Annotated in this window: 22 protein-coding genes and 4 pseudogenes; 11 read left to right on the top strand and 15 right to left on the bottom strand. The window is 50.3% G+C overall.

Annotated features, from left to right (window positions below):
* Positions 1-15 precede the first annotated feature (15 nt).
* The 4 genes from FEM44_RS05770 to FEM44_RS05755 form a co-directional block, all read right to left on the bottom strand.
* On the bottom strand, positions 16-1,164 hold the full coding sequence (locus tag FEM44_RS05770; RefSeq protein WP_135524048.1) for a capsule biosynthesis protein: 1,149 nt from the start codon (positions 1,162-1,164) through the stop codon (positions 16-18).
* Positions 1,165-1,235: 71 nt separating this feature from the next.
* Positions 1,236-2,219: a KpsF/GutQ family sugar-phosphate isomerase gene (locus FEM44_RS05765; protein WP_135524049.1), complete on the bottom strand. Its 984-nt coding sequence runs from the start codon at positions 2,217-2,219 to the stop codon at positions 1,236-1,238.
* A 722-nt stretch (positions 2,220-2,941) separates the two neighbouring features.
* Positions 2,942-3,277 carry a lysozyme inhibitor LprI family protein gene (locus FEM44_RS05760; protein ID WP_135524050.1) on the bottom strand — a complete coding sequence of 112 codons (336 nt, stop codon included), beginning with the start codon at positions 3,275-3,277 and terminating at the stop codon, positions 2,942-2,944.
* Positions 3,274-3,765 (bottom strand): hypothetical protein, encoded by a 492-nt coding sequence (locus FEM44_RS05755; RefSeq protein ID WP_135524051.1) that lies wholly within the window; start codon positions 3,763-3,765, stop codon positions 3,274-3,276. Before FEM44_RS05755 ends, FEM44_RS05760 begins: the two co-directional genes overlap by 4 nt.
* Before the next feature lie 641 nt (positions 3,766-4,406).
* Here FEM44_RS05755 and tssB point away from each other — a divergent pair.
* The 11 genes and pseudogenes from tssB (at position 4,407) to FEM44_RS05705 (ending at position 14,646) form a co-directional block, all read left to right on the top strand.
* Positions 4,407-4,904, top strand: a complete 498-nt coding sequence (gene tssB / locus FEM44_RS05750; RefSeq protein ID WP_138158935.1) for a type VI secretion system contractile sheath small subunit — start codon at positions 4,407-4,409, stop codon at positions 4,902-4,904.
* Positions 4,905-4,937: 33 nt separating this feature from the next.
* Complete coding sequence (gene tssC / locus FEM44_RS05745) at positions 4,938-6,485, top strand: type VI secretion system contractile sheath large subunit (protein WP_130207939.1); 1,548 nt, start codon at positions 4,938-4,940, stop codon at positions 6,483-6,485.
* Between the two features lie 18 nt (positions 6,486-6,503).
* A pseudogene (gene tssK / locus FEM44_RS05740) lies at positions 6,504-6,728 on the top strand (type VI secretion system baseplate subunit TssK); the annotation flags it as partial.
* Positions 6,724-6,936: pseudogene (locus FEM44_RS05735) on the top strand (OmpA/MotB family protein); the annotation flags it as partial. The pseudogenes tssK and FEM44_RS05735, both read left to right, overlap by 5 nt.
* A gap of 4 nt (positions 6,937-6,940) precedes the next feature.
* Positions 6,941-7,432: a type VI secretion system effector Hcp gene (gene hcp, locus FEM44_RS05730; protein WP_024558534.1), complete on the top strand. Its 492-nt coding sequence runs from the start codon at positions 6,941-6,943 to the stop codon at positions 7,430-7,432.
* Positions 7,433-7,606: 174 nt separating this feature from the next.
* Positions 7,607-10,246 carry a type VI secretion system ATPase TssH gene (tssH, locus tag FEM44_RS05725; RefSeq protein WP_135524053.1) on the top strand — a complete coding sequence of 880 codons (2,640 nt, stop codon included), beginning with the start codon at positions 7,607-7,609 and terminating at the stop codon, positions 10,244-10,246.
* A gap of 204 nt (positions 10,247-10,450) precedes the next feature.
* On the top strand, positions 10,451-10,606 hold the full coding sequence (locus FEM44_RS25130) for a hypothetical protein (protein WP_167850692.1): 156 nt from the start codon (positions 10,451-10,453) through the stop codon (positions 10,604-10,606).
* A complete protein-coding gene (tssA, locus tag FEM44_RS05720; protein WP_135524054.1) occupies positions 10,606-12,201 on the top strand; it encodes a type VI secretion system protein TssA in 1,596 nt (531 codons plus the stop codon). The genes FEM44_RS25130 and tssA overlap by 1 nt, the downstream gene beginning before the upstream one ends.
* Before the next feature lie 230 nt (positions 12,202-12,431).
* Positions 12,432-12,560 (top strand): annotated as a pseudogene (locus tag FEM44_RS25125) (type VI secretion system baseplate subunit TssF); the annotation flags it as partial.
* Positions 12,561-12,669: 109 nt separating this feature from the next.
* On the top strand, positions 12,670-13,119 hold the full coding sequence (tssE, locus tag FEM44_RS05710) for a type VI secretion system baseplate subunit TssE (RefSeq protein WP_135524056.1): 450 nt from the start codon (positions 12,670-12,672) through the stop codon (positions 13,117-13,119).
* A gap of 123 nt (positions 13,120-13,242) precedes the next feature.
* The gene (locus tag FEM44_RS05705) at positions 13,243-14,646 is read left to right on the top strand and encodes a VasL domain-containing protein (protein WP_135524057.1); all 1,404 of its coding nucleotides are present in this window, start codon (positions 13,243-13,245) and stop codon (positions 14,644-14,646) included.
* A gap of 261 nt (positions 14,647-14,907) precedes the next feature.
* Here FEM44_RS05705 and FEM44_RS05700 read toward each other — a convergent pair whose 3' ends face one another.
* From FEM44_RS05700 to FEM44_RS05650, 11 genes and pseudogenes are all read right to left on the bottom strand, one after another.
* Positions 14,908-16,443 (bottom strand): EAL domain-containing protein, encoded by a 1,536-nt coding sequence (locus tag FEM44_RS05700; protein ID WP_000492893.1) that lies wholly within the window; start codon positions 16,441-16,443, stop codon positions 14,908-14,910.
* Positions 16,444-16,513: 70 nt separating this feature from the next.
* The gene (locus FEM44_RS05695; protein WP_135524058.1) at positions 16,514-17,359 is read right to left on the bottom strand and encodes a DUF4942 domain-containing protein; all 846 of its coding nucleotides are present in this window, start codon (positions 17,357-17,359) and stop codon (positions 16,514-16,516) included.
* A gap of 84 nt (positions 17,360-17,443) precedes the next feature.
* Positions 17,444-17,641, bottom strand: a complete 198-nt coding sequence (locus FEM44_RS05690) for a DUF957 domain-containing protein (protein WP_087891818.1) — start codon at positions 17,639-17,641, stop codon at positions 17,444-17,446.
* A gap of 48 nt (positions 17,642-17,689) precedes the next feature.
* A pseudogene (locus FEM44_RS05685) lies at positions 17,690-17,866 on the bottom strand (DUF5983 family protein); the annotation flags it as partial.
* A complete protein-coding gene (locus FEM44_RS05680) occupies positions 17,863-18,240 on the bottom strand; it encodes a TA system toxin CbtA family protein (RefSeq protein ID WP_001094446.1) in 378 nt (125 codons plus the stop codon). The gene FEM44_RS05680 and the pseudogene FEM44_RS05685, both read right to left, overlap by 4 nt.
* Before the next feature lie 89 nt (positions 18,241-18,329).
* Entirely contained in the window at positions 18,330-18,698 is a 369-nt protein-coding gene (locus FEM44_RS05675; RefSeq protein WP_135524059.1) for a type IV toxin-antitoxin system YeeU family antitoxin, read from the bottom strand.
* A 15-nt stretch (positions 18,699-18,713) separates the two neighbouring features.
* Complete coding sequence (locus FEM44_RS05670) at positions 18,714-19,361, bottom strand: antitoxin of toxin-antitoxin stability system (RefSeq protein WP_135524060.1); 648 nt, start codon at positions 19,359-19,361, stop codon at positions 18,714-18,716.
* Between the two features lie 18 nt (positions 19,362-19,379).
* Complete coding sequence (locus tag FEM44_RS05665) at positions 19,380-19,601, bottom strand: DUF987 domain-containing protein (protein ID WP_000692303.1); 222 nt, start codon at positions 19,599-19,601, stop codon at positions 19,380-19,382.
* A 68-nt stretch (positions 19,602-19,669) separates the two neighbouring features.
* The gene (locus FEM44_RS05660) at positions 19,670-20,146 is read right to left on the bottom strand and encodes a JAB domain-containing protein (RefSeq protein WP_001186745.1); all 477 of its coding nucleotides are present in this window, start codon (positions 20,144-20,146) and stop codon (positions 19,670-19,672) included.
* Positions 20,147-20,161: 15 nt separating this feature from the next.
* Entirely contained in the window at positions 20,162-20,647 is a 486-nt protein-coding gene (locus FEM44_RS05655) for an antirestriction protein (RefSeq protein WP_135523320.1), read from the bottom strand.
* 91 nt (positions 20,648-20,738) lie between these two features.
* Positions 20,739-21,557: a DUF932 domain-containing protein gene (locus FEM44_RS05650; RefSeq protein ID WP_135523319.1), complete on the bottom strand. Its 819-nt coding sequence runs from the start codon at positions 21,555-21,557 to the stop codon at positions 20,739-20,741.
* Positions 21,558-21,645: the final 88 nt, after the last annotated feature.

Raw genomic sequence — 21,645 nt, 5'->3', positions numbered from 1 at the left:
CATTCAGCGACAGCGTTAATCTCGGTGATCTTCAATAACAGCCAGCAACAGTTTCAGGGTGCCGAACAGCAGGCAGCACACCAGTAACCAACAGGCGATCAAATAAGGGATGTTTGGAAAAGATGATTCCTGCGGCAACTGTGGCGAACTGATCACAGACAGTACCTTGAGCTTACGAGCCGCTTCTACACGGGTCTTTTCAATGGAGGTCAGCGTCAGTTTGTAGAGCTCGGTGTTGAACTCTACTTTTGATTTTATTTCCTCAAAATCCACCGCCATACGGTTTAGCTTGTCACCCTGTGGCGCTGTGATTTTGCTTTTTTCTTCATCGATTTGTGCCTGCAATGACTGAATCGCATTACGCGCACTTACAACTTGCGGGGCGTCCTCGCGCAGATACGTCAGCAAGTTCCGCAGGTCCGCTTCCATCTGGATCTTCTGGCCCATCAGCGTATTGACTAACGTGCTCGCTGCCTGTGCCTGTGCCTGTGGATCCAGAACGTTGTTGTTGTCCTGATAAGAGAGCAGTTCCGCTTTGCTGGCGTCCAGACGCTGGCGTGCCTTTTCCATCTCGCTTTCTGCAAAGGCAAGCTGGTCACGCGCAATGCGATGTGACATCTCATTGATAAAGCGCTCTGACTCTTTCAGCACGGTCTGGTTAAACTTAAGCGCAAACTCCGGGCTAAAGCCCTGCGTCTGAATATTCAGCAATCCGGTTTTATCGTCATACGAAACGTTGATACGGTCCTTGTAGTACTTCAGGAAGCCTTCTGCGGTTTCATCCTTGCTAAGATGATTAAGAAAATCGAGCCCGCTGTGGCTAAACGCTTCGCGAAAATTCAGTTGCTTATCTAACGCTGCCAGCATATCTGGAGAGTTGATGTACTCTTTCAGATACAACGCATCTTCTGCGGAACTCGGATTAGAGGCACCCAGAAGCAGACCAAAATTCAGGCTGCCGCTGTTTAAATCATCTGAGCGTTTAATGGCGACTTTCGACTCGCTCATATAGCGAGGCTGGCTGAAGATAGCCAGATAGATCAGCAGCACTGCCATCGGTGCCAGAATGATGATTTTCGCCAGGTGTTTTTGGATATCTGCCAGGGAGATGGCAGACAAACGAGCACGCATCCAGGATACGGCAGACTTCACTTTTATCAACATGTAACGATTATCAAAGTTTCAGTGGGGCGCAAACTCAATGAGAGACTAACCTCTCGCACCCCGTTGCTTAATTAGTCGAAAATGCGCACAAGGCCAGTGACTTTATTTGCCTTGTTGGTCACCAATAACGTTGAGACGCGGTGCTTTTGCATTTTTTCTTCCGCTTCAATGATCATGGTGTCTTCTGGCAACGTCAGCGGTTCACGCGTCATCATCTGAGCCGCCGTGGCGGATGTCAGAGAATCTTCTTTTTCCATAAAGCGACGCAGGTCACCGTCGGTGATAATGCCCGCCAGCTCGCCTTCTGCGTCTTCTACCATCACCATTCCCTGGCAACCGCTGGTGATACGTTGAATCACCGTTTTAAATGGCGCATCCAGATGAACCGAAGGGACATCATGTTGCATGACATCCGCAACGCGGGTCAGCAGGCGACGACCTAATGAACCGCCCGGGTGATAGCGCGCAAAATCATTCGGCATAAATTTGCGTTGGTGGATCATGGCAATCGCCAATGCATCGCCGATCGCCATGGTCAGCGTGGTGGACGTTGTTGGTGCAAGATTATTCGGGCAGGTTTCATTCGCCATGTGAAGTTCCAGCACGGCATCAGCATTTTTCGCCAGGGTAGAATTCCCATTATTGGTAATGGCGATAATTCGGTTGCCGAAATTCTTCAGTGACGGGACGAGCTTGAGGATTTCATCTGTTTCGCCGCTGGCAGAAATAAGGATCAGAAGATCATAAGGCGTAATCATCCCCAGATCGCCATGGAAAGCTTCTGCGGGATGAATAAAGAAACTCGGCGTACCAGTAGAGGCCAGAGTGGCAGACATTTTTCGACCAACATGCCCTGATTTACCCATTCCCGAAAGAATAACGTGTCCTTTACAATTAATTATCAATTCAAGAGCACGCTGGTACTGAGTGGAATCCAGCTGTTTGGACAAATTTTGTAATGCAGCACCTTGTTCTGCCAGAGTCTGGCAAACCGAGGTAATTAAATATGGATCGATAGTACTGCTCTGGTCATCAGGTAAATGTCTTTCAGACATATCAACTCCTTTGCTCGGAAATAATGCCATAGTCACAACAAACCCGAACCCACAATAAATTATTGATATTAAATCAATTGGTTATAACAAAGTGTTTTAATGAATATAAAACCATGGTCAGCCCATGTGCTTATGTAGGGCTTATCACCTTCTTATTAAGTCGCAATGTCTCGTGGAAGTGCGAAGATGCTGCAATATTACAGGCGAGAAGGGGGAACCAAATTTTGCCCACCTATTTAACACACCCCTACATTATGAACAAGGAATTTAGGATTTTTATCAATCATCAAAATGTTTCGCGATTAACTATTAAGTTGAAAAACAATTTAGCGATTGATTGTTTGCTTATAAAAAAAGAACGTATGTCACTGTTATCAATAAATAAAACACGTCAGTAATGGCGATGATATTTTGTGATTAACTATTTAAGTTGAATATAATAAACAGATTGACAATCCCCTTGTAAAGCAGAAGAGAATGACAAATTTTTTGCGGTGAATATTGACCAGTATGATAGTTTTACGCTTGATTATTTATGGCGATAAATATGTTTTTAAATCAAACAGGGGCGCATTTATCACCGTATATATTTTCCGTGGAAACTATTATTAAATTAAAAAATAATGATGGGGATTATCATTCGCTAACCAATAACTGTGCACACTGATAAGGAAGTGCCTCGCATGAAGGCACTTCCAACAACCAACGAGCCCACTCTGGATTCAGAGTGGTTTGTTAATCGCGTCATAAAGATGGTTCAACGTTGTTAAGCGCTTTCTGTATATTTCTCTCAGGCAGGGTTTGTCACTGCCACAACGCCGTCGTTCTGTCAGCCACTGTGCCTGTGATTCTTTTAGTTCCCCGGCGGCACCCATTGCGTAAAGCCCATGGAGAAATTTGTATTTAACGCTCATCTCCACATCCATGTCATTGAGGGTACGCGATGCACAAATCGCTTTTTCATCCGCACTGCGGGCCTGTCGACAGTCAAAACTGGCTGCCGTGACAGAGAAAACAGGCAACGTAATGATAAGAAATGCCGTAAGTATATTTTTCACTGGTTGGCTCCTTCAGAAAGAATAACTGGCCCTGGAGCCATGGTCAGGGCTCTGTTTCTCGTCAGCCTGAATCCTGTTGCTTCCCCGGTTTTTACTGACAGTTGACATTCGAAGTGAAACGGCGTCCAGCTAATTCCCCTACGGTACTGACCATTGCCTGTCAGTAGTGCAGGTGAGAGCAGTCGCTGCATATTATGTTTTCCCTGATCGAAAATAACCTTATCTACGTCGGGGTACTGCTTCTGCAGCTCTTTTAGTGCGAGCGGTCGACAAATAAATTCGGCTACGCGCTGAGCTTCAGTCCAGTTGTTATTGACAAAATTACGGTCATTCTTCCCTTTTACCTCACGATTGATAACGCTATTCAGATGTTTTACCTGGACAGAGTTCAATGTGACGTTCGTTGCAAATGCAAATCCGGTATACATACAGGATATCGCAGTAATAACAACCAAATACTTACTAATCCGAAATACTCCATTACGCATAAGTACCTACTTTTACTGTGCAATTACAATGTCTATGTGAATATAAGTGGTGAAAATAAATAATTTGCTGCGCTGCATCAATGTTTATGCTTAATCAGAGTATTCCTGAAGAGGCTTATGGATGCAAAAATGCAAAATTCCGATTACCTGAAATAAAAATATTAATAAGTAAACCTTCTTTCTACGGTATTTAACCTAATAGAAACTGGTTTGACTTTAAGCTGGGGCGTGCAAAGAGGAAATGCCAGTGCACGGTGAATATTCACGGTTTACTTTAGTGATAGGTTTTATATACAAACGAATTACTTCGATATTACATCGCAAAAACACTCAGGGCTGCCGCCTGAGGATTATGAAGAATGTTGTTATATAATAGGTCAGCATTTCGCACTTTGTACAATCTGGTTTAGGGTATAAAAATAATGTAGTTACGTAATGAAAATATAATTCAGAACATGTATAAAGTCGTTTTTAATTGCTTGATATGTATAAAATTATTCTTGTTTTTTGGCAGTTTTCTTATTGTTTTTTATATTCAATTTATTGATCTATATTGTTTTTTTGAAATTGATATTGCCCTAGTATCCGGTTAAGGAAATATTGTTGTTAATTTGACTTTAACTGAATTACGTGAGGGAACTATGAGTGACAGCTTCCAGCGGGAGATCCCGAAGGCCCGTATTAATCTAAAATTAGAACTGCATACAGGTGGCGCAAGCAAAAAAATGGAATTACCCCTTAAGTTACTTATTGCGGGTGATTTTAGTAATGGTCAGGAATCCGCGCCATTATCAGAACGAAAAAAAGTTAATCTTAACAAAAATAACTTTGATGCAGTCCTTTTTGATTATTCCCCAAAAGTAAATCTTACCGTTAAAAATACGCTTGCTGATGACGATAGCGAAGACAGCATCAAACTGACATTCCGCAGTATAAAGGATTTTTCCCCGGAACAAGTCTCCCGGCAAATACCGCAGCTGAAGGCCATGCTTTCCATGCGTAATTTACTTCGTGATTTAAAAGCAAATCTTCTGGATAACCAGGCTTTCCGCAAAGAACTGGAAAATATTCTGCTGGACCCGGCATTAAGCGCAGAACTCAGAGCCGAACTCTCAGCCCTGGCCCCAAAACAGCCATAACGATCATGACGATTTAACGGATTAATAAGGAATATGTTGATGTCTGTAAATAATGAGAATGCCACTGCTGGCGAGAGTGTGGTCCTTGAACGTCCTGTGGCAAGTGGAGTTTATGCGTCCCTGTTTGAAAAAATTAATCTGAGCCCAGTCTCAGAGTTGAGTGCTCTGGATATCTGGCAGGATGCACAGGCGATGTCGGATGCGACTGCGGATGAACGTTTAACTGCCGGGATGCAAGTGTTCCTGGAATGTCTGACTAAATCCGGATCTAAAGTTGAAAAGCTCGACAAAAATTTGATTGACCACCATATCGCTGAACTGGATTACCAGATAAGTCGTCAACTTGATGCAGTTATGCATCACGAGGCCTTTCAGGCGGTAGAAAGCCTGTGGCGGGGCGTGAAATCGTTGGTTGATAAAACTGATTTCCGCCAGAACGTGAAAGTTGAACTGCTGGATATCTCTAAGGAAGACCTGCGCCAGGATTTTGAAGATAGTCCGGAAATTATCCAGAGTGGTTTGTACAAACACACATACATCGATGAGTATGACACTCCGGGCGGCGAGCCGATTGCCGCGCTGATTTCCTCTTACGAGTTTGATGCTTCTGCGCAGGACGTGGCGCTGATGCGTAATTTGTCAAAAGTGTCTGCTGCGGCACATATGCCCTTTATCGGTTCTGCGGGGCCGAAATTTTTCCTGAAAGAGTCAATGGAAGAGGTCGCGGCCATCAAAGATATTGGTAACTACTTTGACCGCGCCGAGTACATTAAATGGAAAAGTTTCAGGGATACGGACGACTCTCGATACATGGGGCTGGTCATGCCTCGCGTGCTGGGCCGTTTGCCGTATGGCCCGGACACAGTACCGGTACGTAGTTTTAACTATGTTGAAGAAGTGAAAGGCCCGGATCACGATAAATACCTGTGGACCAATGCCTCCTTCGCTTTTGCGGCCAACATGGTGAAAAGCTTCATCAACAACGGCTGGTGCGTGCAAATCCGTGGTCCACAGGCCGGTGGTGCAGTACAGGACTTGCCCATTCATCTGTATGATCTCGGTACGGGTAATCAGGTAAAAATTCCGTCAGAGGTGATGATCCCGGAAACCCGCGAATTTGAGTTCGCAAATCTTGGATTTATTCCCCTGTCGTACTACAAAAACCGCGATTATGCCTGTTTCTTCTCGGCGAACTCCACGCAAAAACCTGCGCTCTACGACACTGCTGATGCCACTGCAAATAGCCGCATCAATGCGCGTTTGCCGTACATCTTCCTGCTGTCGCGAATCGCTCATTATCTGAAGCTGATTCAACGGGAAAACATTGGTACAACCAAGGATCGTCGTCTGCTGGAACTGGAGCTTAATACCTGGGTTCGTGGTCTTGTGACAGAAATGACCGATCCGGGCGATGACTTGCAGGCTTCTCACCCGCTGCGTGACGCGAAAGTGCTGGTGGAAGATATCGGGGATAACCCAGGCTTCTTCCGCGTGAAACTCTTTGCTATCCCCCACTTCCAGGTGGAAGGGATGGACATCAACCTATCACTAGTTTCCCAGATGCCAAAAGCCAAATCGTAAGGCGAGGGGAAATCAAGGATGAAAATTTTTCGCCCACTTTGGGAGGACGGGGCTGCGCTGGCCCCGCAACAGTTCCAGCAGCAGCCCCGCTGGAATGCGCAGGGGCAGTGGAATCGTGATCCGTCTTTTATCCCGCCAATGCTCTCGGTTGCGGCGAGCCCTTCGCTGGTGGCTGAACTGAGCGATCTGTTGGTCCGCCTGCAAGCACGACGTCGGCGTCTGATGGCGATGCGTCGTGATGCATGAAACCGGTGACGTACCGGAAAGCTGTTTTGCGGTACAGGGCTATGGCGAAAGCCGTCCGGTCGCAACCAATGACACCCCGGAGGGCCGTGCGCTCAACCGCCGTGTCGAAATCCGTCTGGTACCGCAGGCTAATGCCTGTCAGATACCTGGACACACCCTGGCGTCATCGCAGGATGATGGCGCATCACAACATAATGGAGAGTAATTCCATGGCAATACCTGTTTATCTTTGGCTGAAGGACGATGGCGGCGCGGACATCAAAGGGTCTGTGGACGTTCAGGATCGTGAAGGCAGCATCGAAGTCGTGGCTCAGGAACACAACCTGTACATCCCGACTGATAACAACACAGGCAAACTGACCGGCACCCGTATCCATACCCCGTTCCTGTTCACCAAGGAAATCGACTCCTCCAGCCCGTATTTGTACAAGGCAGTGACCACCGGTCAGACCCTCAAGTCTGCCGAATTCAAGTGGTACAAAATCAACGACGCAGGCCAGGAAGTGGAGTACTTCAACACCAAACTTGAGAACGTGAAAGTGGTGAAGGTGAATCCTGAAATGTATGACATCAAGGATCCTTCTAAAGAGAAGCACAACCACCTTGAGCGCATTGAACTGCGTTACGAAAAAATCACCTGGACCTACAAAGACGGCAACATCATTCATTCCGATTCCTGGAACGAACGCGCCACCGCCTAAGCCACGAGCGGGCAGAGTTTCTCTGTCCGTTTTTTTTTTGCTGAACGTCTGAAGCCAACGGGCTTTCAGCAAAGACTCCACAATCTGCCAGCACGACCGTATGCGCTTTGGTCTTCCTCACGGAAAACAGCGAGGGGCGGTAGCGTGTTCAGAAACCGACAAAGAGAGATATTCATGGAAAATCCAGCCATTTTGCTGCGACGTCTGAACCCTTATTGCGCCCGTGCGATGGAAGCCGCAGCTTCACTCTGTCAGATCCGCGCGCATGCGGAAATTTTGCCAGAGCACTGGCTGCTGAAACTTCTTGAGCAGGGCGAGGGGGATCTCACGGTGCTGGCACGCCGCTACGAGTGGGACATGGACACTCTCTGGCAAGATTTGCTTGCCTGGCTCGACAAACAACCTCGCTCAGTGCGCCATCGCCCGCAGCTTTCAGAAAATATCCAGGTATTGATGCAACAAGCCTGGCTGATTGCCTCACTGGCGGGAGAAGAACAGATTCGAAGTCACCACCTGCTGATGGCGCTGGTGGCTAACCAGAAGCTGGTGCGCTGCGATGGTCTGTGGCCATTGCTGACTCTGGGCCAGAGCCAGTTGGAGTGCCTGCGCCCGCTACTGGATGCCCAGTCAGACGAGCGTGCGCAGGTACAGCAGGAAGCCGAACTCACGGGGAGCCATGGTGGGGACGTGGAGTTTATCGGGCGTCCAGTAGGGAGTGAGATGAAAGAAGGGGAACTGAGTCCGGCGCTGCAGAATGCGCTGGATAAATTCACCCATGACGTCACCGCCCAGGCGCGTGAAGGCAAAATTGATCCGGTATTTGGCCGCGATAGTGAAATCCGCCAGATGGTGGACATTCTTTCTCGTCGCCGAAAAAATAACCCAATCCTGGTCGGTGAGCCCGGTGTCGGGAAAACCGCACTGGTAGAAGGTCTGGCGCTCAGAATCTCTGAAGGTAATGTCCCTGAATCCCTCAAACCGGTGGTGCTACGCACTCTTGACCTCGGGCTGCTACAGGCGGGGGCGGGAGTGAAGGGGGAATTTGAGCAGCGCCTGAAAAACGTGATTAATGCTGTACAGCAGTCTCCTGTCCCCATTTTGCTGTTTATCGATGAGGCCCATACCATCATCGGCGCAGGTAACCAGGCTGGTGGTGCTGATGCTGCCAATCTACTGAAACCTGCCCTGGCGCGCGGTGAGTTACGTACCATCGCCGCGACGACCTGGTCTGAGTATAAACAATACTTTGAGCGCGATGCCGCACTCGAACGCCGCTTCCAGATGGTGAAAGTTGACGAACCGGACGACGACACGGCTTGTCTGATGTTGCGTGGCCTGAAATCCCGTTATGCCGAACATCATAATGTGCACATCACTGATGATGCGGTGTGCGCTGCCGTTACGTTATCCCGACGTTATCTGACAGGCCGTCAACTCCCGGACAAAGCCGTTGACCTGCTCGACACTGCAAGCGCTCGTGTGCGTATGAGTCTCGACACCGTACCCGAACAGTTGACCCGTATCCGTTCCCGGATTACCTCTCTTGAAATGGAGAGACAAGCGCTACAGGAAGACATTACCGTCGGTAATCAAAACCACGGTGAACGCTTGACGGCAATCGAACAGGAAGAGAAAAACGTCATCGTTGAACTCCACGAACTTGAAACCCAGTACGGCCAGGAACTGAGACTTACTGAACAACTACGGAAATGCCGGCAGGACATTTCCCGTCAGAGCGAAACGCATGCCCTGCAACAGGAGCTGAACGGTTTACAGCAGGGCAATCCGTTGTTGTCGGTGGATGTGGATGTGCGCACTGTTGCAACAGTGATTGCCGACTGGACCGGCGTGCCGCTTTCTTCGCTGATGAAAGACGAACAGACCGAACTGCTTACCCTGGAAAATGAAATCGGCAAACGTGTAGTCGGTCAGAATATTGCGCTTGAAGCCATCGCCCGGCGCCTGCGCGCCGCTAAAACCGGCCTCACCTCTGAGAACGGTCCACAGGGTGTATTCCTGCTGGTTGGCCCAAGTGGTGTAGGAAAAACTGAAACCGCGCTGGCACTGGCGGATGCGCTGTACGGTGGCGAAAAATCACTGATTACCATTAACCTGTCGGAATACCAGGAGCCACACACAGTTTCCCAGTTGAAAGGTTCTCCACCTGGTTACGTCGGCTACGGCCAGGGCGGCATTCTTACTGAAGCCGTACGTAAGCGTCCGTACAGTGTGGTGCTGCTCGATGAAGTCGAAAAAGCGCACCGTGACGTGATGAATCTGTTCTATCAGGTATTCGATCGTGGTTTTATGCGCGACGGCGAAGGGCGAGAAATCGACTTCCGCAATACCGTTATTTTGATGACCTCCAACCTCGGTAGCGACCACCTGATGCAGTTGCTGGACGAACAACCGGAAGCCACCGAGGCAGACCTGCACGAACTGCTGCGCCCGATACTGCGCGACCACTTCCAGCCCGCGCTGCTCGCCCGTTTCCAGACTGTGATTTACCGTCCGCTGGCAGAAGCAGCCATGCACACGATTGTGGAGATGAAACTCTCCCATGTCAGCCAGCGCTTACAGCGCCACTACGGCCTGACCACGCTGATTGACGAAAGCCTGTACGACGCGCTGACCGCTGCCTGCCTGTTACCGGACACCGGGGCGCGCAATGTCGACAGCTTACTCAACCAACAAATTCTGCCGGTGCTGAGTCAGCAATTGCTGGTTCATATGGCCGCGAAACAAAAGCCAGCGTCGTTGACGCTGGGGTGGAATGATGAAGAAGGGGTTGTGCTGGAGTTTAAATATAACTGAAGGAGCTAAGTGAGCAACGATGGCGAGTACGAGATGGATAATTTTGAAATAACATTGTTGTTAATAAAATCCTTCATTTGTGTCGTTGGGACTGGAGTCGTAATTACTCTTTTTCGTACCCCCTGAGTTCCCCTTAATTAATCCCGCCATTTGCCCGTCGGTAATAGCGTCATGGATAACAGGTTATCCTATGGAGCCAATATTATGAGTCTGACAGATACGCTGAAGAACGCGCTGTCTGCATTAACTGAAGGCGGGCTGAACCGCTACCGTCTGCCAGATACCATCTTCAGCACGGCGAAAGTGGCAGTGACAGACCCGGTCGCCAGCACAAACAGTGATGCAGCGGAGGTCAATTGATGAGCACGTTAAATGCCCTGGTTAGCGCCTGTCAGACAGAGCCGATGACACTCCTTGACGCTACCCGTGAGCGAGTGGCGCAGTGGAACAATTGGCTGCAGCCGTTACCCGGAGAGTCATCAGTGGGAGATGACCCAGGTTATGACGATGGCTTCCAGCAAATGCGCGAGGAGGTCAACAAACTTTCCGGGGCGGATACTGAGCTTATCTGCGAGTTGGCGGAGAAAGTGCTCACCACCACTGCTAAAGACATTCGTGTGGCGACGTATTACTGCTGGGCCAGGTTGCATCGTGAAGGCGAGCAGGGGCTGGCAGAGGGGCTCGAACTGCTGGCGGGTCTGATAGACCGCTTCGGTGTGCAACTGCATCCACAGCGCAACCGCAGCCGTAAGGCAGCACTGGAGTGGCTGGCAGGTTCACGCATGACGGATTCTCTTTCACTGTATCCGGAAGTGGTCAGGGAAGATGCGCTGCGTACCATCGGCGCACTGCTGCAGATAGCGCAGCTCACTGAAAATGAGCCGGATGAAACCCGCCCAGGACTTAACGCGCTGTATGGTGCGCTGGAAAACCGCCTGCAGAAAGCGGGCGGAGTGGATGCCGTTGTACCGCAGAACGCCAGTACTACTGAGACACTTTCCACGGCGAGCCACAGCGATGCCCCTGCTATCGGGAGAATCACTTCCGGTCAGGATTTGCTGGCGCAGGCGCGCACTCTTAGCGAATACCTGCGCGAACAGCCCGACGGTTGGTTGTCGGCGCACCATCTGATGAAAAGTCTGCGCCACGATACCCTGCAGGCTATTCCGGCTCCAGATGCACAGGGGCGAACTCGCATCGAACCCCCAAGAGCAGACCAGCGTGCGCTGCTCAAACGCCTGTACCTGCAACAAAACTGGGCTGAGATTCTGGAAACGGCAGACAGTACCTTTTCCCGCGGTGCCAACCACCTGTGGCTGGATCTGCAGTGGTATATCCATCAGGCGCTGACGAAGTCCGGTAAAGAGATAGTGGCTGACATTATTGCCGCTGATCTGAAGGGGCTACTGACCCGATTATCCGGGCTGGAGACGCTGGCATTCAGTGACGGTACGCCGTTTGCTGATGAAGTGACACTGAACTGGATCCAGCAGAGCGTACTGGATACCACCGCTGGGTGGGGCCAAGAAACGCCTTCCGCCCGTATGGCCGAAGTGAACGACGACATTCTGGCACTGGAGCCGGAGGCCGTGGCGCTGGCGGACAGCGAAAGCCCGGATGCGGCACTGAGCTGGTTACAGCATCGACCAGGCATCGCCACTGCGCGTCAGCAGTGGCTGCTGCGCCTGCTAATGGGGCGTATTGCAGAACAGTACGGAAAAAATGAGCTCGCGGTGCATCTGTTTGCAGAACTGGGTGAGCGAGCCAGAGAAGTGGCCCTTAGCGAGTGGGAACCTGAGCTGCTGTTTGAGGTACAGGCCCGTCATCTGAAACTCCTCAGACTGAAAGCCAGTCGCAGTGAGGCTGACAAGATTCGCCTCGGGCCTGCTATGGAAAAATTGCTAGGCGGGCTGATTCAGCTCGATCCGGCGCGGGCCGCGGTGTTATGTGGTTAGAGAAAGTTATTAGCTGGATAAAAGGAAGATGAATAAGTGTGGCTCATAATTTATAGCAAGGTACTTTCTCACATTTTTTCATCTGGTCAGTCATTAAGAAAAATAACTACTGAATTTGAGATTTTAAAAGAGGAGATAAAACCTATGTCTCTGACTATTCGCGAAGTGGTGAGATAACTTCCACTTTTGGGGAAGAAAACATTGTTTCCTATATTTTGAGTAACTATTTTATGGAAGATTTAACCCTGTGTTATTACGACGCAGAAATGCGCTACCTGCGTGAAGCCGCGAAAGAGTTTGTACAAAGTCATCCGGACCGGGCAGCGATGTTAGACCTGGATAAGGCCGGTACTCCGGATCAGGTGAATAACACCTGGCGGATCGTGTTGAGTCGTGACGACCTTGCCCCGGATTCAGCCAGAATCATTGAAGCTGGGAGTGAACGGTTGACTCTGAAGGCGTTGAAAGATGAATGACACTCCGCGTCCGTCGCTATATGAAACCCTGTTTGGGAATTTTACCGGAGGTCTGGATCTGAATCAGGTTAGCGAGCAGAACCAGATAATCCTCTCAGTACTGGACAATATGCAGCGCATTCTTAACAGTCGTGCCGGCACGCTGGCGCATCTGCCGGACTATGGTCTACCGGATATGACCAAAATTCTCCAGGGAATGCCGGGGACGGCGCATGAAATGATGGGGACGTTATCAACCGTACTGCTCAAATATGAGCCGCGCCTGAAAAAAATAACCGTTGTTCTGCTGGAACAGGTCGTTCCTGGCGAGCTGTGCTATGCCATTGACGCTGAACTCAAAGATGTTGGTCTGGTGCGTTATGGCACTGAATTTATGCCTGAAGGGCGAGTCCTGTTGAGACACCTGAAACAGCAGTATCTCGACACGGCAGCTCGTATTTAAGGCCTGGTTTTAGCGTTTCTCCCTAACCCCGTCAGTATCTGCTACGCCCTGAATATGCAGAACCCGAAGCTGCATAAACAATCATCTTCTATAACCGCAAGTACGTCAGATGGATAACTGGTCATGAATGACATTACCCCACGTAGAATCAAAACCGGCGGTGACCCGCGAAGGCTACCGGATTATGCCGCTTTGTGTGATGAACTAAATAAGCTAACGCATCCGGCACGTCCTGATGTGAACTGGCGTTATGCCGAAAAACTTTGTCTCTCACTGTTTGAGCAAAATGGTGTTGAGCTGCAGACCGCGGCCTGGTATACGCTGGCCCGTACGCAGCTGGCCGGGTTGTTTGGTCTGAATGAAGGGTTGGCAATACTGGAGGCTCTGATAAGCCATCAGTGGGGCGTGCTTTGGCCACAGCCTGTCCATGTTCGGATTGAGATCCTCAGTAATCTGAGCCTGCGTTTGCAACAACGGATGCGCTCACTCCCGCTGAAATACAGCGACCTTAGCCAACTGTATCGGGCAGAGCAGCTGCTTACCCGTTTGGGGACGGTTTTACAGCGCCTGGAGCTCAGACATCTGAGTCAGCTGGATACATTGCGTACCCTGATGCATAACAACGCTGTCAGGCTGGAGAACAGCGATGACACAATCTGTACAGGGGCGACAATTCAGTCGGGTATCGTTTCGCATGATCCGGTCATGAATGACGTGGGTATAACAACAGGTTCCCATACTGGTCGTTCGTTTGAAGATATCCGGGCGCCAGACAGTGCAGTGCAATGGGTGTACGTTACACAGCCAAACGTGGAGGTACTGCCGGCAATACCTGAGCCAGTAAAAAAATGGAAATCTTTTGTCGGTGGGATGTGTACCATGCTGGTGATAGGTGCAGCAACGCTATGGACGTGGCAGTTTTTGCATCGGACGGACCCGTTACAAACCCAGTTTACTGCCTCTCTGGCACCGTTACCCGCAGTACTCACGCCTGAACAATTGAATTTATTGCGTCAGCAATCTCCGTTGCCACAAACTTTAATTACGCAAACACAACAGCAGCTTACGCTTCTGGACAAGCTACCGCCGGACTGGCTCATAACCCGGGAAAGGCAGCTTGTCGAACAGGCCCAGGTGATATGGCCGGAGCGCGCAAAGCCCCTGATACAGCAGTGGCAGCAACAATTTAATGTCGCTGCGTTGCCGACAGAAAATTTGAATGGCTGGCATCAGGGAATGGTTACGCTACAGAAACTGAGTGAACGACTGAACGGACTGGATGAGCATAAGGGGAAATACATGACGGTCAGTGAGCTGAAGTCAGTGGTGTTTTCAACGATACAGTCTTTTAATCAATCCATACCGGCTGAAGAGCAACTGCGGATACTGGAACAGTCGTCGGCAGGACAACCACTTCCACCTGCCGCAGGGGCTGAGGCAGAGATGCATCTGAAACAGCTCATCGCCAGATATGCCGACATTAGACAGAATGCTTTGAAATTAAAAGGCGTTAACGATTACGAATGACCTGTAGCAACGATCTGAAATTTACCGTAGCCAGAAAAAGAAAAAGCCCCGCTTTGCAGCGAGGCCTTATGAATTTGGTGCCGGACTCGGAATCGAAGATTGCTTCTATCATGTTGATATAAATCTGATTTGTTTGGTTTGGTGAAAAATGTACCCTCTTTTGTACCCTCAGTCCCTTTTGCTGCGAAAAAGGAATCAAACCCGGGAATTGGGAGATGAGGTGAAAAGGGGGACGCATATCCTGGTCCATTTCAGTATGTGTTATCTCTGGTTTTTGCCGTTTCTGCTGTTGTATACCCACTCAGCAATAAACTGTTCCGCGGGTAGTGGAGGTGCATAGCGGTATCCCTGCAGATAGCTGCTTCCTTTCTCTGTCATGAACAACTCCTGTGATTCGGTTTCAATGCCTTCGGCAATGATATCAATACCTAACCGACGAGCCAGCTCAATAACATTTTCTACTATATGCCCGGAGATTTCATCCACGCCGACCATTTGTACAAACCCTTTGTCGAGTTTGATGTAATCGACAGGAAACGACTGCAGGTAGCTGTGGGTTGCATAGCCAGTACCAAAATCATCCAGAGCAAACAATACTCCCTGTTGATGTAATTTCGCAAATAACGCTTTTGATTCTGCTGTGACGGATAGCTGGTTTCGTTCTGTCAGTTCCAGAACCAGTTTCACTTTCCCTTTCGGGAAGGTGGATAGAAACTTTATACAGCTATCTTCCAGCCCCGGGGACAGAAAATGCGCTGGTGAAATATTGATCCCAATATGAAATTGATCTGGTAAAAAATGTGCAACAGGATTAAGGCTATGTTCGACCTGAGACATCAACTGTTGCGTTATCGGGGCAATTAATCCGGTGGACTCTGCCAGCGGGATAAACTGATCTGGTGGGATAATCCCGCTAACGGGGTGATGCCAGCGAATCAGTACTTCGCAGCCGGTCAGCTGGTGATTTTTAGCTGAAATGATGGGTTGAAAATAAGGTCTGAACTCTCCGTGAGCAAGTGCATTTTTCAGCATATCGAGCGGGGTGGATGGACGACGGCGGGACAGCAGAAAGGCTGTGAGTATTCCACCGAAGATGGCAACAGGGAACATATACCAGGCCTGTCTCCAGGCGTAGATAAGTTGCATTTTCACCGGGATGGTATAAATCAGGGAGAACGGATATTTTTTTGAATGACTTTCTTTTTGTATGCCGCTGTCGTCCGGGAGCAGAGTGACATTTTTTCCGCTGGCTGACAGGACCGTGTTTCCCAAACGGAATTGTATTGCAGGAACCGCATGAACCACAGAGATGATGTCCTGAATAAAATAATAATCCGTGGCGGTAATGACCGTACCGTTTTTGTAAGGTGTTTTTAACAGGATCCAGGGCAGAGTACCTGTATCTTCAGGAAAACGAATCAGCATATCGTGCCGCCACCGTTCCTTTTCAGCAACTGGACCGACAGGCAAACCGGGGTGGGTGCTGCAAAATACAGCCTCTTGTCTTGCCAGGCTTAGTGCACGAAGTTGGGGGCGCTTCAGCAGCAGATTGCTTAATTCACGCTGAGTATCTGCGTTACAGTTATTCAGAAGCAAATGTTCTGCTTCCGGGCTGATGCTGTTGTTCTGATTGAGAATGTTTTCTATATAGCCAAGTGCGAAATTAACTCTGGTCTGGCTGTCATTCACCAGCTCTGCTTTTTTCCAGAAAAATGTCAGCAGAACAATGAACAGAAATACCAGGCCACCTGCCACCATAGCTGGAGTATGTTTTTTTACAAATAATCTGGAAAACATGGTTTTTTGCTCTGAATGACGCCAGATTTATCAGAATGTTTTTGTGTATGTACTGAGTCTGTGCTTTGGGTTAAACGGACGATAAGGTTTCCGGATAGTATTTCGCAATAATATCATTCAGCCTGTCAACCAGTTCTGGTTTCCTGAACGTGATGTGCGCGGAGCCTTTCTTAAAGTATCTGATGCTGAACATCTCATCTTCATAGCACTCTTTACCCTGAACAGACCGGATGTGATCATCCAGATGAATGGTGATGTTTTCCCGGTTGTCGGGGATCGGTTTACCGCTGAACAGGTGCAACATTCTTTCCAGATCGGCGAGTCGGTCAGCCTGTTGCCCGGTGATAAGATGAAATCCCCACCGGTCCCACCTTACCAGGTTGTTAATGATAATTTTATTGCCAAATTTACAGGGGCAATTAGTTTTGTAATTCCAGCTCAGTCCCCTGAAGACGTTGATCACCCCTCGCTCAAACACTTCATCTTTGTTCTGGTGCAGTTGTTTAAATGTGCTCAGAATGTTCGCTTCGCTGATTTCCGGAAAATTATCGTATTCCAGTGACCGGTACCATGTCTCACGGGCCTGCGCATCCATTAATGACAGCATCCCGGAACGTTGCATCAGGTTACGCCAGATTTCGCGATCGAGATTGCGGGTGATGGCTTTCATTGCCGTTTCAGGTTTTTCCATCAGCCAGCAACCGCAGCGAAAATCCTGTTTCATCGCCCAGTCCAGTGCGGTTTTACCGCCAATACTTTCTGTCATTGCTGAGATTTCTGCCAGTTGCCGGGTAAGTGTGTCGATTTGCAGCAGCGTACTCTTTCGTACAGCCAGAATGTGGCGGATACTGGTTGAGCAGATAACGTCCGTATGCCCGTTGACCACTTCCGGACGGGGGGCTGTGATTTCAGACATAATCGATATTCCTTTTTGCAGATAAATGAAAACGCCAGCCCTGTTCAGGCTGGCGTCAGTGGAATGAAGTCTGGTGAGTAAGACTCACCGGTTCTGTTGCAGAAGCTGCAGTTGGCGCAGGGTACGGATATCCTCCCTGGCCTGTTCAATACAGGGCAACAGTGCTGCCGAATCCGTTTTATCCTCATCGTTGTCAAAGATAATTTCCGATTCGCAGTCAATATTGTCCTGCAGCCACGCAATGAGGATATCCAGCGCTGTTTCAGTGGTTAATGGCATCACGCTCTGTATCACTGTATTGTCTTCCGGCAACTGATGAGGGCTGGCAGAAGTTGCCGGTGTTTCGGTAGCGTCACGTTCATCCACCACGCGGAGTGAATAACCGTTTTCAGCGACTTTGTTAATCAGTTCAGCGAGCTTAATACCATCGACGTCAACGACAATGCGCCCCATGTTCAGCGCCTGCACGTTAACGCTGTCTGCCTCCAGCGTCAGGGCCAGTTTCATTGTTTCGCCTCCGGATGCTTCCCCTGGGTAATGTCATTTACCGTTCTGTAATTGTCGCGGGTCATCAGGCCTGTCGCCCGGCGGGCCCGGAGGATATCGATGCTGTTTATTAACTGAGAGCGGGTACAGGCGCTGAATCCCGGCTGGTCGGTACGCACCAGCGCGTATTTTTCAACGAGAAAGTTCACCGCATCACACAGTGAAATGCCAGCTTCAATATGCTGCTCAATCACACGTTCATCGGCGAACGGTGTGTCATTTAGCGTGAGGCCGTAGTGCTGGTCCAGCAGTCGGGTGAGCAGTGTCTGCCAGATGGTGACGGGAGACGGGCAGCGCGATGCCTCCCGTACGTGTGTGTCGGGTAATGTGTTCATACTGAAGATTTTCCTGATATGCAGAGATGAAAAATGGGAAAGTGGCGTGGTGAAAACACCAGGCCGTAGCAGAAGGCTATTCTGGAGAGTTAATTTCTCATTTCGGGCGTCGGATAAACAGCCAGATAAACGTAACCACAGGAGCCGAGGGTGTCGGCTTCACAGGTCAGCCCCTTCGCATACAGTGTCACGGTATGCTGATGGTGGGGATTCAGTTCACCGCTGGTGAGCATGAGCTCCAGTTGTTTCATCAGCAGCGGAAAGGCCTGGTCCAGGTGGTACGAATCCGCATCGCTGAACCGCCCTCTGATACCGGCGCGGTCTGCAAGGTAATGCAACCGGTTACCCTCCTGCACCAGACGTGCCCCGAAACAGGGCGTCACGGAGCAGGGGAGTCCCCACCAGAGGCGGTCGTTATGGTCGTCGGGATAATTTGTCTCATGGAGTTTGTCTGACACGATAAAGTCCTCAGGTCAGCCGGCGCGCAGACCGGCTTCGGTGAAGGTGTATTCGTTGATGAGAAGGGCCTCATCAACAGCGGCATCAGAGGTCAGCCTGTCGTACTCGTTTTCCAGCTGACGGTACAACCAGAAGGCCAGGTCGCGCAGGGCTTCGCTGACAGCGGCTTCCGCATCGGCTGTCATAGCCTGACCAGTCGGACTGTTCCGGGTAACAGTGATATCCATGCTGTACGGATGGCAGTAACGTCCCCGGTGGTGGATTTCAGCCTGCAGTTGCCAGAAGTTACGTTTCTGCACCGCCTGCAGGGCATCCGCGATACGATGGAGTTCATGGTCCTGTGTGGCATACTCCCGGAGCCTCCTGGCTGTTGCTGACTGCCAGTGCCAGCGTCCTTCAAAACAGGCTCCGTCCCCCTGGCTGCAGAATCCGCTGAACCAGATGCACGGTTCTTCCATAAACCTGCCGTTGCTGAGCCGGAAAACGCGCTGGCGGAGGTCAATTCCGAAAATGCCACAGACCGCCCTGAAGTCCTCGTACACGTTTTCATACCAGTTGCTGTCAGAATGGTGCACACGGTACCAGTCGCGGGCTTTTTCCCGTGCAGAAGGGCAGGAAAGTTCATCCAGCGTATACACTGGGGTGGTGATAATGCTGCTCATCAGAATCCCCTTTCTGACTCAGTTCAGAGTGACGCTCATCAACCGGACATACGGGCCAAAACTGTCCTTACGGCGTTCAGCAAACACGGCCAGCACACCGGGAATATCCTGCACTTCACGACCGGTATACGTTTCAGCACTGCCGTGCCAGCGGTACTTACCGGTACAGAACGGAAAAAGACGGGATGCAGGATGCTGTTGGTGAATACGCATGGCTTCACCACGGGTGATAATTTTCATGATGGGATACCTCTGAAGACAGAAGATAAAAGTGAAAACAAGTGTGATGTGGTTGTGATGGTGACGGGTTAAAGCAGACCGTGTTCAGCAAAGGAGAAAACTTGGCTGCCACCGATTATCAGATGGTCCGGCACCCGGATATCCACCAGGGCCAGTGCCTGTACCAGACGTTCCGTAATAAGGCGGTCAGCCTTACTGGGTGTGACTTCACCTGACGGGTGATTGTGTGCCAGCACCACGGCAGCGGCATTGTGGTACAGGGCACGTTTAATTACCTCCCGGGGATGAACTTCCGTGCGGTTGATGGTGCCGGTGAAGAGGGTTTCACCGGCAATCAACTGATTCTGGTTGTTCAGATACAGCACCCGGAACTCTTCCCGCTCCAGTCCCGCCATGTTCAGAATCAGCCACTCCCGTGCCGCATGCGTGGAGGTGAAGGCCACGCCGGGTTCATGAAGATGGCGGTCCAGGGTTTTCAGGGCCCGCTGAATGAGGCTGCGCTCGCCGGGCGTCATCTCTCCGGGCAGAAAGGAAAGCTGCTGCATTGTGCCTCTCTCCATTCAGTCGATGATGCGCATAATGGCGCTGCATTCCGGATGCTGCAGGGCGTAATCCCGCAGCCGGTAATAATGGACCGTCATGGCATAACACTCCGTACGACAGGCATGATGACTGTACGTCATCAGACAGGCAGCAATGCCGGCGGCTTCCGGGCTCATTTCAGCGCGGTTACCGTTCATGGCATTGAACAGTACCCATGTTTCGTCATCATCGTCATCCGGTTCGGGTGCCATAAATGCCCCGCCGTTGTTCAGGGTGTACAGATTCCAGATACCACCGCAGTAGTCTTCGCACAGACGGTCCATCCAGCCGAAGACACGGGGCTCCAGGGTCACCCACTGTGGAATGAGGCCAAAATGCTGCGGCCAGAAGCTGATACGTTGTTTATCAGGGACAGGGGTGGCAACCAGCTGAGGCGGGTTATTCCCTGATGCAGCGGTCACGGAAACAGAAGGTGTGGTGGAATTATGCGAAGAGGTTGTCATGAGATTATTCCTTATAAAAAGCAAATGAATGGAAGAATGCCTGGGGACTGGTACAGACGTGAGTCAGGGCTGCACTTTCAGGGAAACAGCATCAGCGCATGCTCTCCAGCAGCGTTTCTGCCATCACCCACAATGCGCGATTGAGCTTAATGTCCGTGTCGATGCTGTGAATGGCACGGGTGTGGATACGTTTTCCTCTGGCACTGCGACCGGAAATCCCGCCTTTCAGCATATTCTCCTGGATGGTCTGATAAGCACTCCACAGGTCCTTACCGTAATCCTCCCGGCGTCGTGGTGTCAGGATGTCGGCGGTGGTGACGGGCTGATGTTCATCACCATAACGGTAAGTCAGTGCCGCCTGTGCCTGCGCCTGACGTGCCGGTGGCGGCAGAACCAGAGACTGCATGGCATCACGCTTTTCCTCAATCCGGTCAAACACGCCCACCACCTCGTAAGCCCCTTCAATGACTCTGTCCACCACATTTCCCCGGTGTGGAACACGCACTTCCCCCAGAGACTGACCACAGACGCAGCCGTTCTGGCAGACGAACCTGAAGTAACCCGGCAGCATCTGGTAGCTGGAGGTACCGTCATGAGAGTTGAGCAGAATGATTTCAGGGACATGTTGTCCGTTTATCTCCCCGTCACGGCGCAGACGCTGCATGTGTCTGGTGTATCCCCAGCGGCCTAGGTCGCGCACGCGGGTCTGGCAGGCGAAGAATGGCTGAAAACCTTCCCGCTGCAGGCTTTCCAGTACGGTGATGGTGGGAATGTACGCATAGCGTTCACTGCGGGAGGTATGCCGGTCTTCCCCAAAAATACTGGGTACATAGTGCATCAGTTCTTCATGTGTCAGCGGACGGTCACGGCGTATCTGGTTTACATGACCAAAACGACTGGCTAATTGCATACTTTGCTCCTTATGAATGAGTTAGCGGTATAAATGAAAAGGCCGCGTCTCCCGGAGAAGACGCGGCCTGATGGATGAAATGAAGACG

Source organism: Escherichia sp. E4742, assembly GCF_005843885.1.
Lineage (GTDB): Bacteria > Pseudomonadota > Gammaproteobacteria > Enterobacterales > Enterobacteriaceae > Escherichia.
Note: the sequence above shows the minus strand (reverse complement) of the source record. Positions and strands in the feature narration are given on the sequence as shown.

Coding starts and splice junctions, on each gene's coding strand:
- FEM44_RS05755 (WP_135524051.1), bottom strand. CDS start 3,765: ATGCGTAATGGAGTATTTCGGATTAGTAAGTATTTGGTTGTTATTACT.
- tssB (WP_138158935.1), top strand. CDS start 4,407: ATGAGTGACAGCTTCCAGCGGGAGATCCCGAAGGCCCGTATTAATCTA.
- FEM44_RS05700 (WP_000492893.1), bottom strand. CDS start 16,443: ATGTTTTCCAGATTATTTGTAAAAAAACATACTCCAGCTATGGTGGCA.
- tssH (WP_135524053.1), top strand. CDS start 7,607: ATGGAAAATCCAGCCATTTTGCTGCGACGTCTGAACCCTTATTGCGCC.
- hcp (WP_024558534.1), top strand. CDS start 6,941: ATGGCAATACCTGTTTATCTTTGGCTGAAGGACGATGGCGGCGCGGAC.
- FEM44_RS05655 (WP_135523320.1), bottom strand. CDS start 20,647: ATGACAACCTCTTCGCATAATTCCACCACACCTTCTGTTTCCGTGACC.
- FEM44_RS05770 (WP_135524048.1), bottom strand. CDS start 1,164: ATGTTGATAAAAGTGAAGTCTGCCGTATCCTGGATGCGTGCTCGTTTG.
- FEM44_RS05660 (WP_001186745.1), bottom strand. CDS start 20,146: ATGCAGCAGCTTTCCTTTCTGCCCGGAGAGATGACGCCCGGCGAGCGC.
- FEM44_RS05695 (WP_135524058.1), bottom strand. CDS start 17,359: ATGTCTGAAATCACAGCCCCCCGTCCGGAAGTGGTCAACGGGCATACG.
- FEM44_RS25130 (WP_167850692.1), top strand. CDS start 10,451: ATGAGTCTGACAGATACGCTGAAGAACGCGCTGTCTGCATTAACTGAA.
- FEM44_RS05650 (WP_135523319.1), bottom strand. CDS start 21,557: ATGCAATTAGCCAGTCGTTTTGGTCATGTAAACCAGATACGCCGTGAC.
- tssA (WP_135524054.1), top strand. CDS start 10,606: ATGAGCACGTTAAATGCCCTGGTTAGCGCCTGTCAGACAGAGCCGATG.
- FEM44_RS05705 (WP_135524057.1), top strand. CDS start 13,243: ATGAATGACATTACCCCACGTAGAATCAAAACCGGCGGTGACCCGCGA.
- FEM44_RS05680 (WP_001094446.1), bottom strand. CDS start 18,240: ATGAACACATTACCCGACACACACGTACGGGAGGCATCGCGCTGCCCG.
- FEM44_RS05670 (WP_135524060.1), bottom strand. CDS start 19,361: ATGAGCAGCATTATCACCACCCCAGTGTATACGCTGGATGAACTTTCC.
- FEM44_RS05765 (WP_135524049.1), bottom strand. CDS start 2,219: ATGTCTGAAAGACATTTACCTGATGACCAGAGCAGTACTATCGATCCA.
- FEM44_RS05665 (WP_000692303.1), bottom strand. CDS start 19,601: ATGAAAATTATCACCCGTGGTGAAGCCATGCGTATTCACCAACAGCAT.
- tssC (WP_130207939.1), top strand. CDS start 4,938: ATGTTGATGTCTGTAAATAATGAGAATGCCACTGCTGGCGAGAGTGTG.
- tssE (WP_135524056.1), top strand. CDS start 12,670: ATGAATGACACTCCGCGTCCGTCGCTATATGAAACCCTGTTTGGGAAT.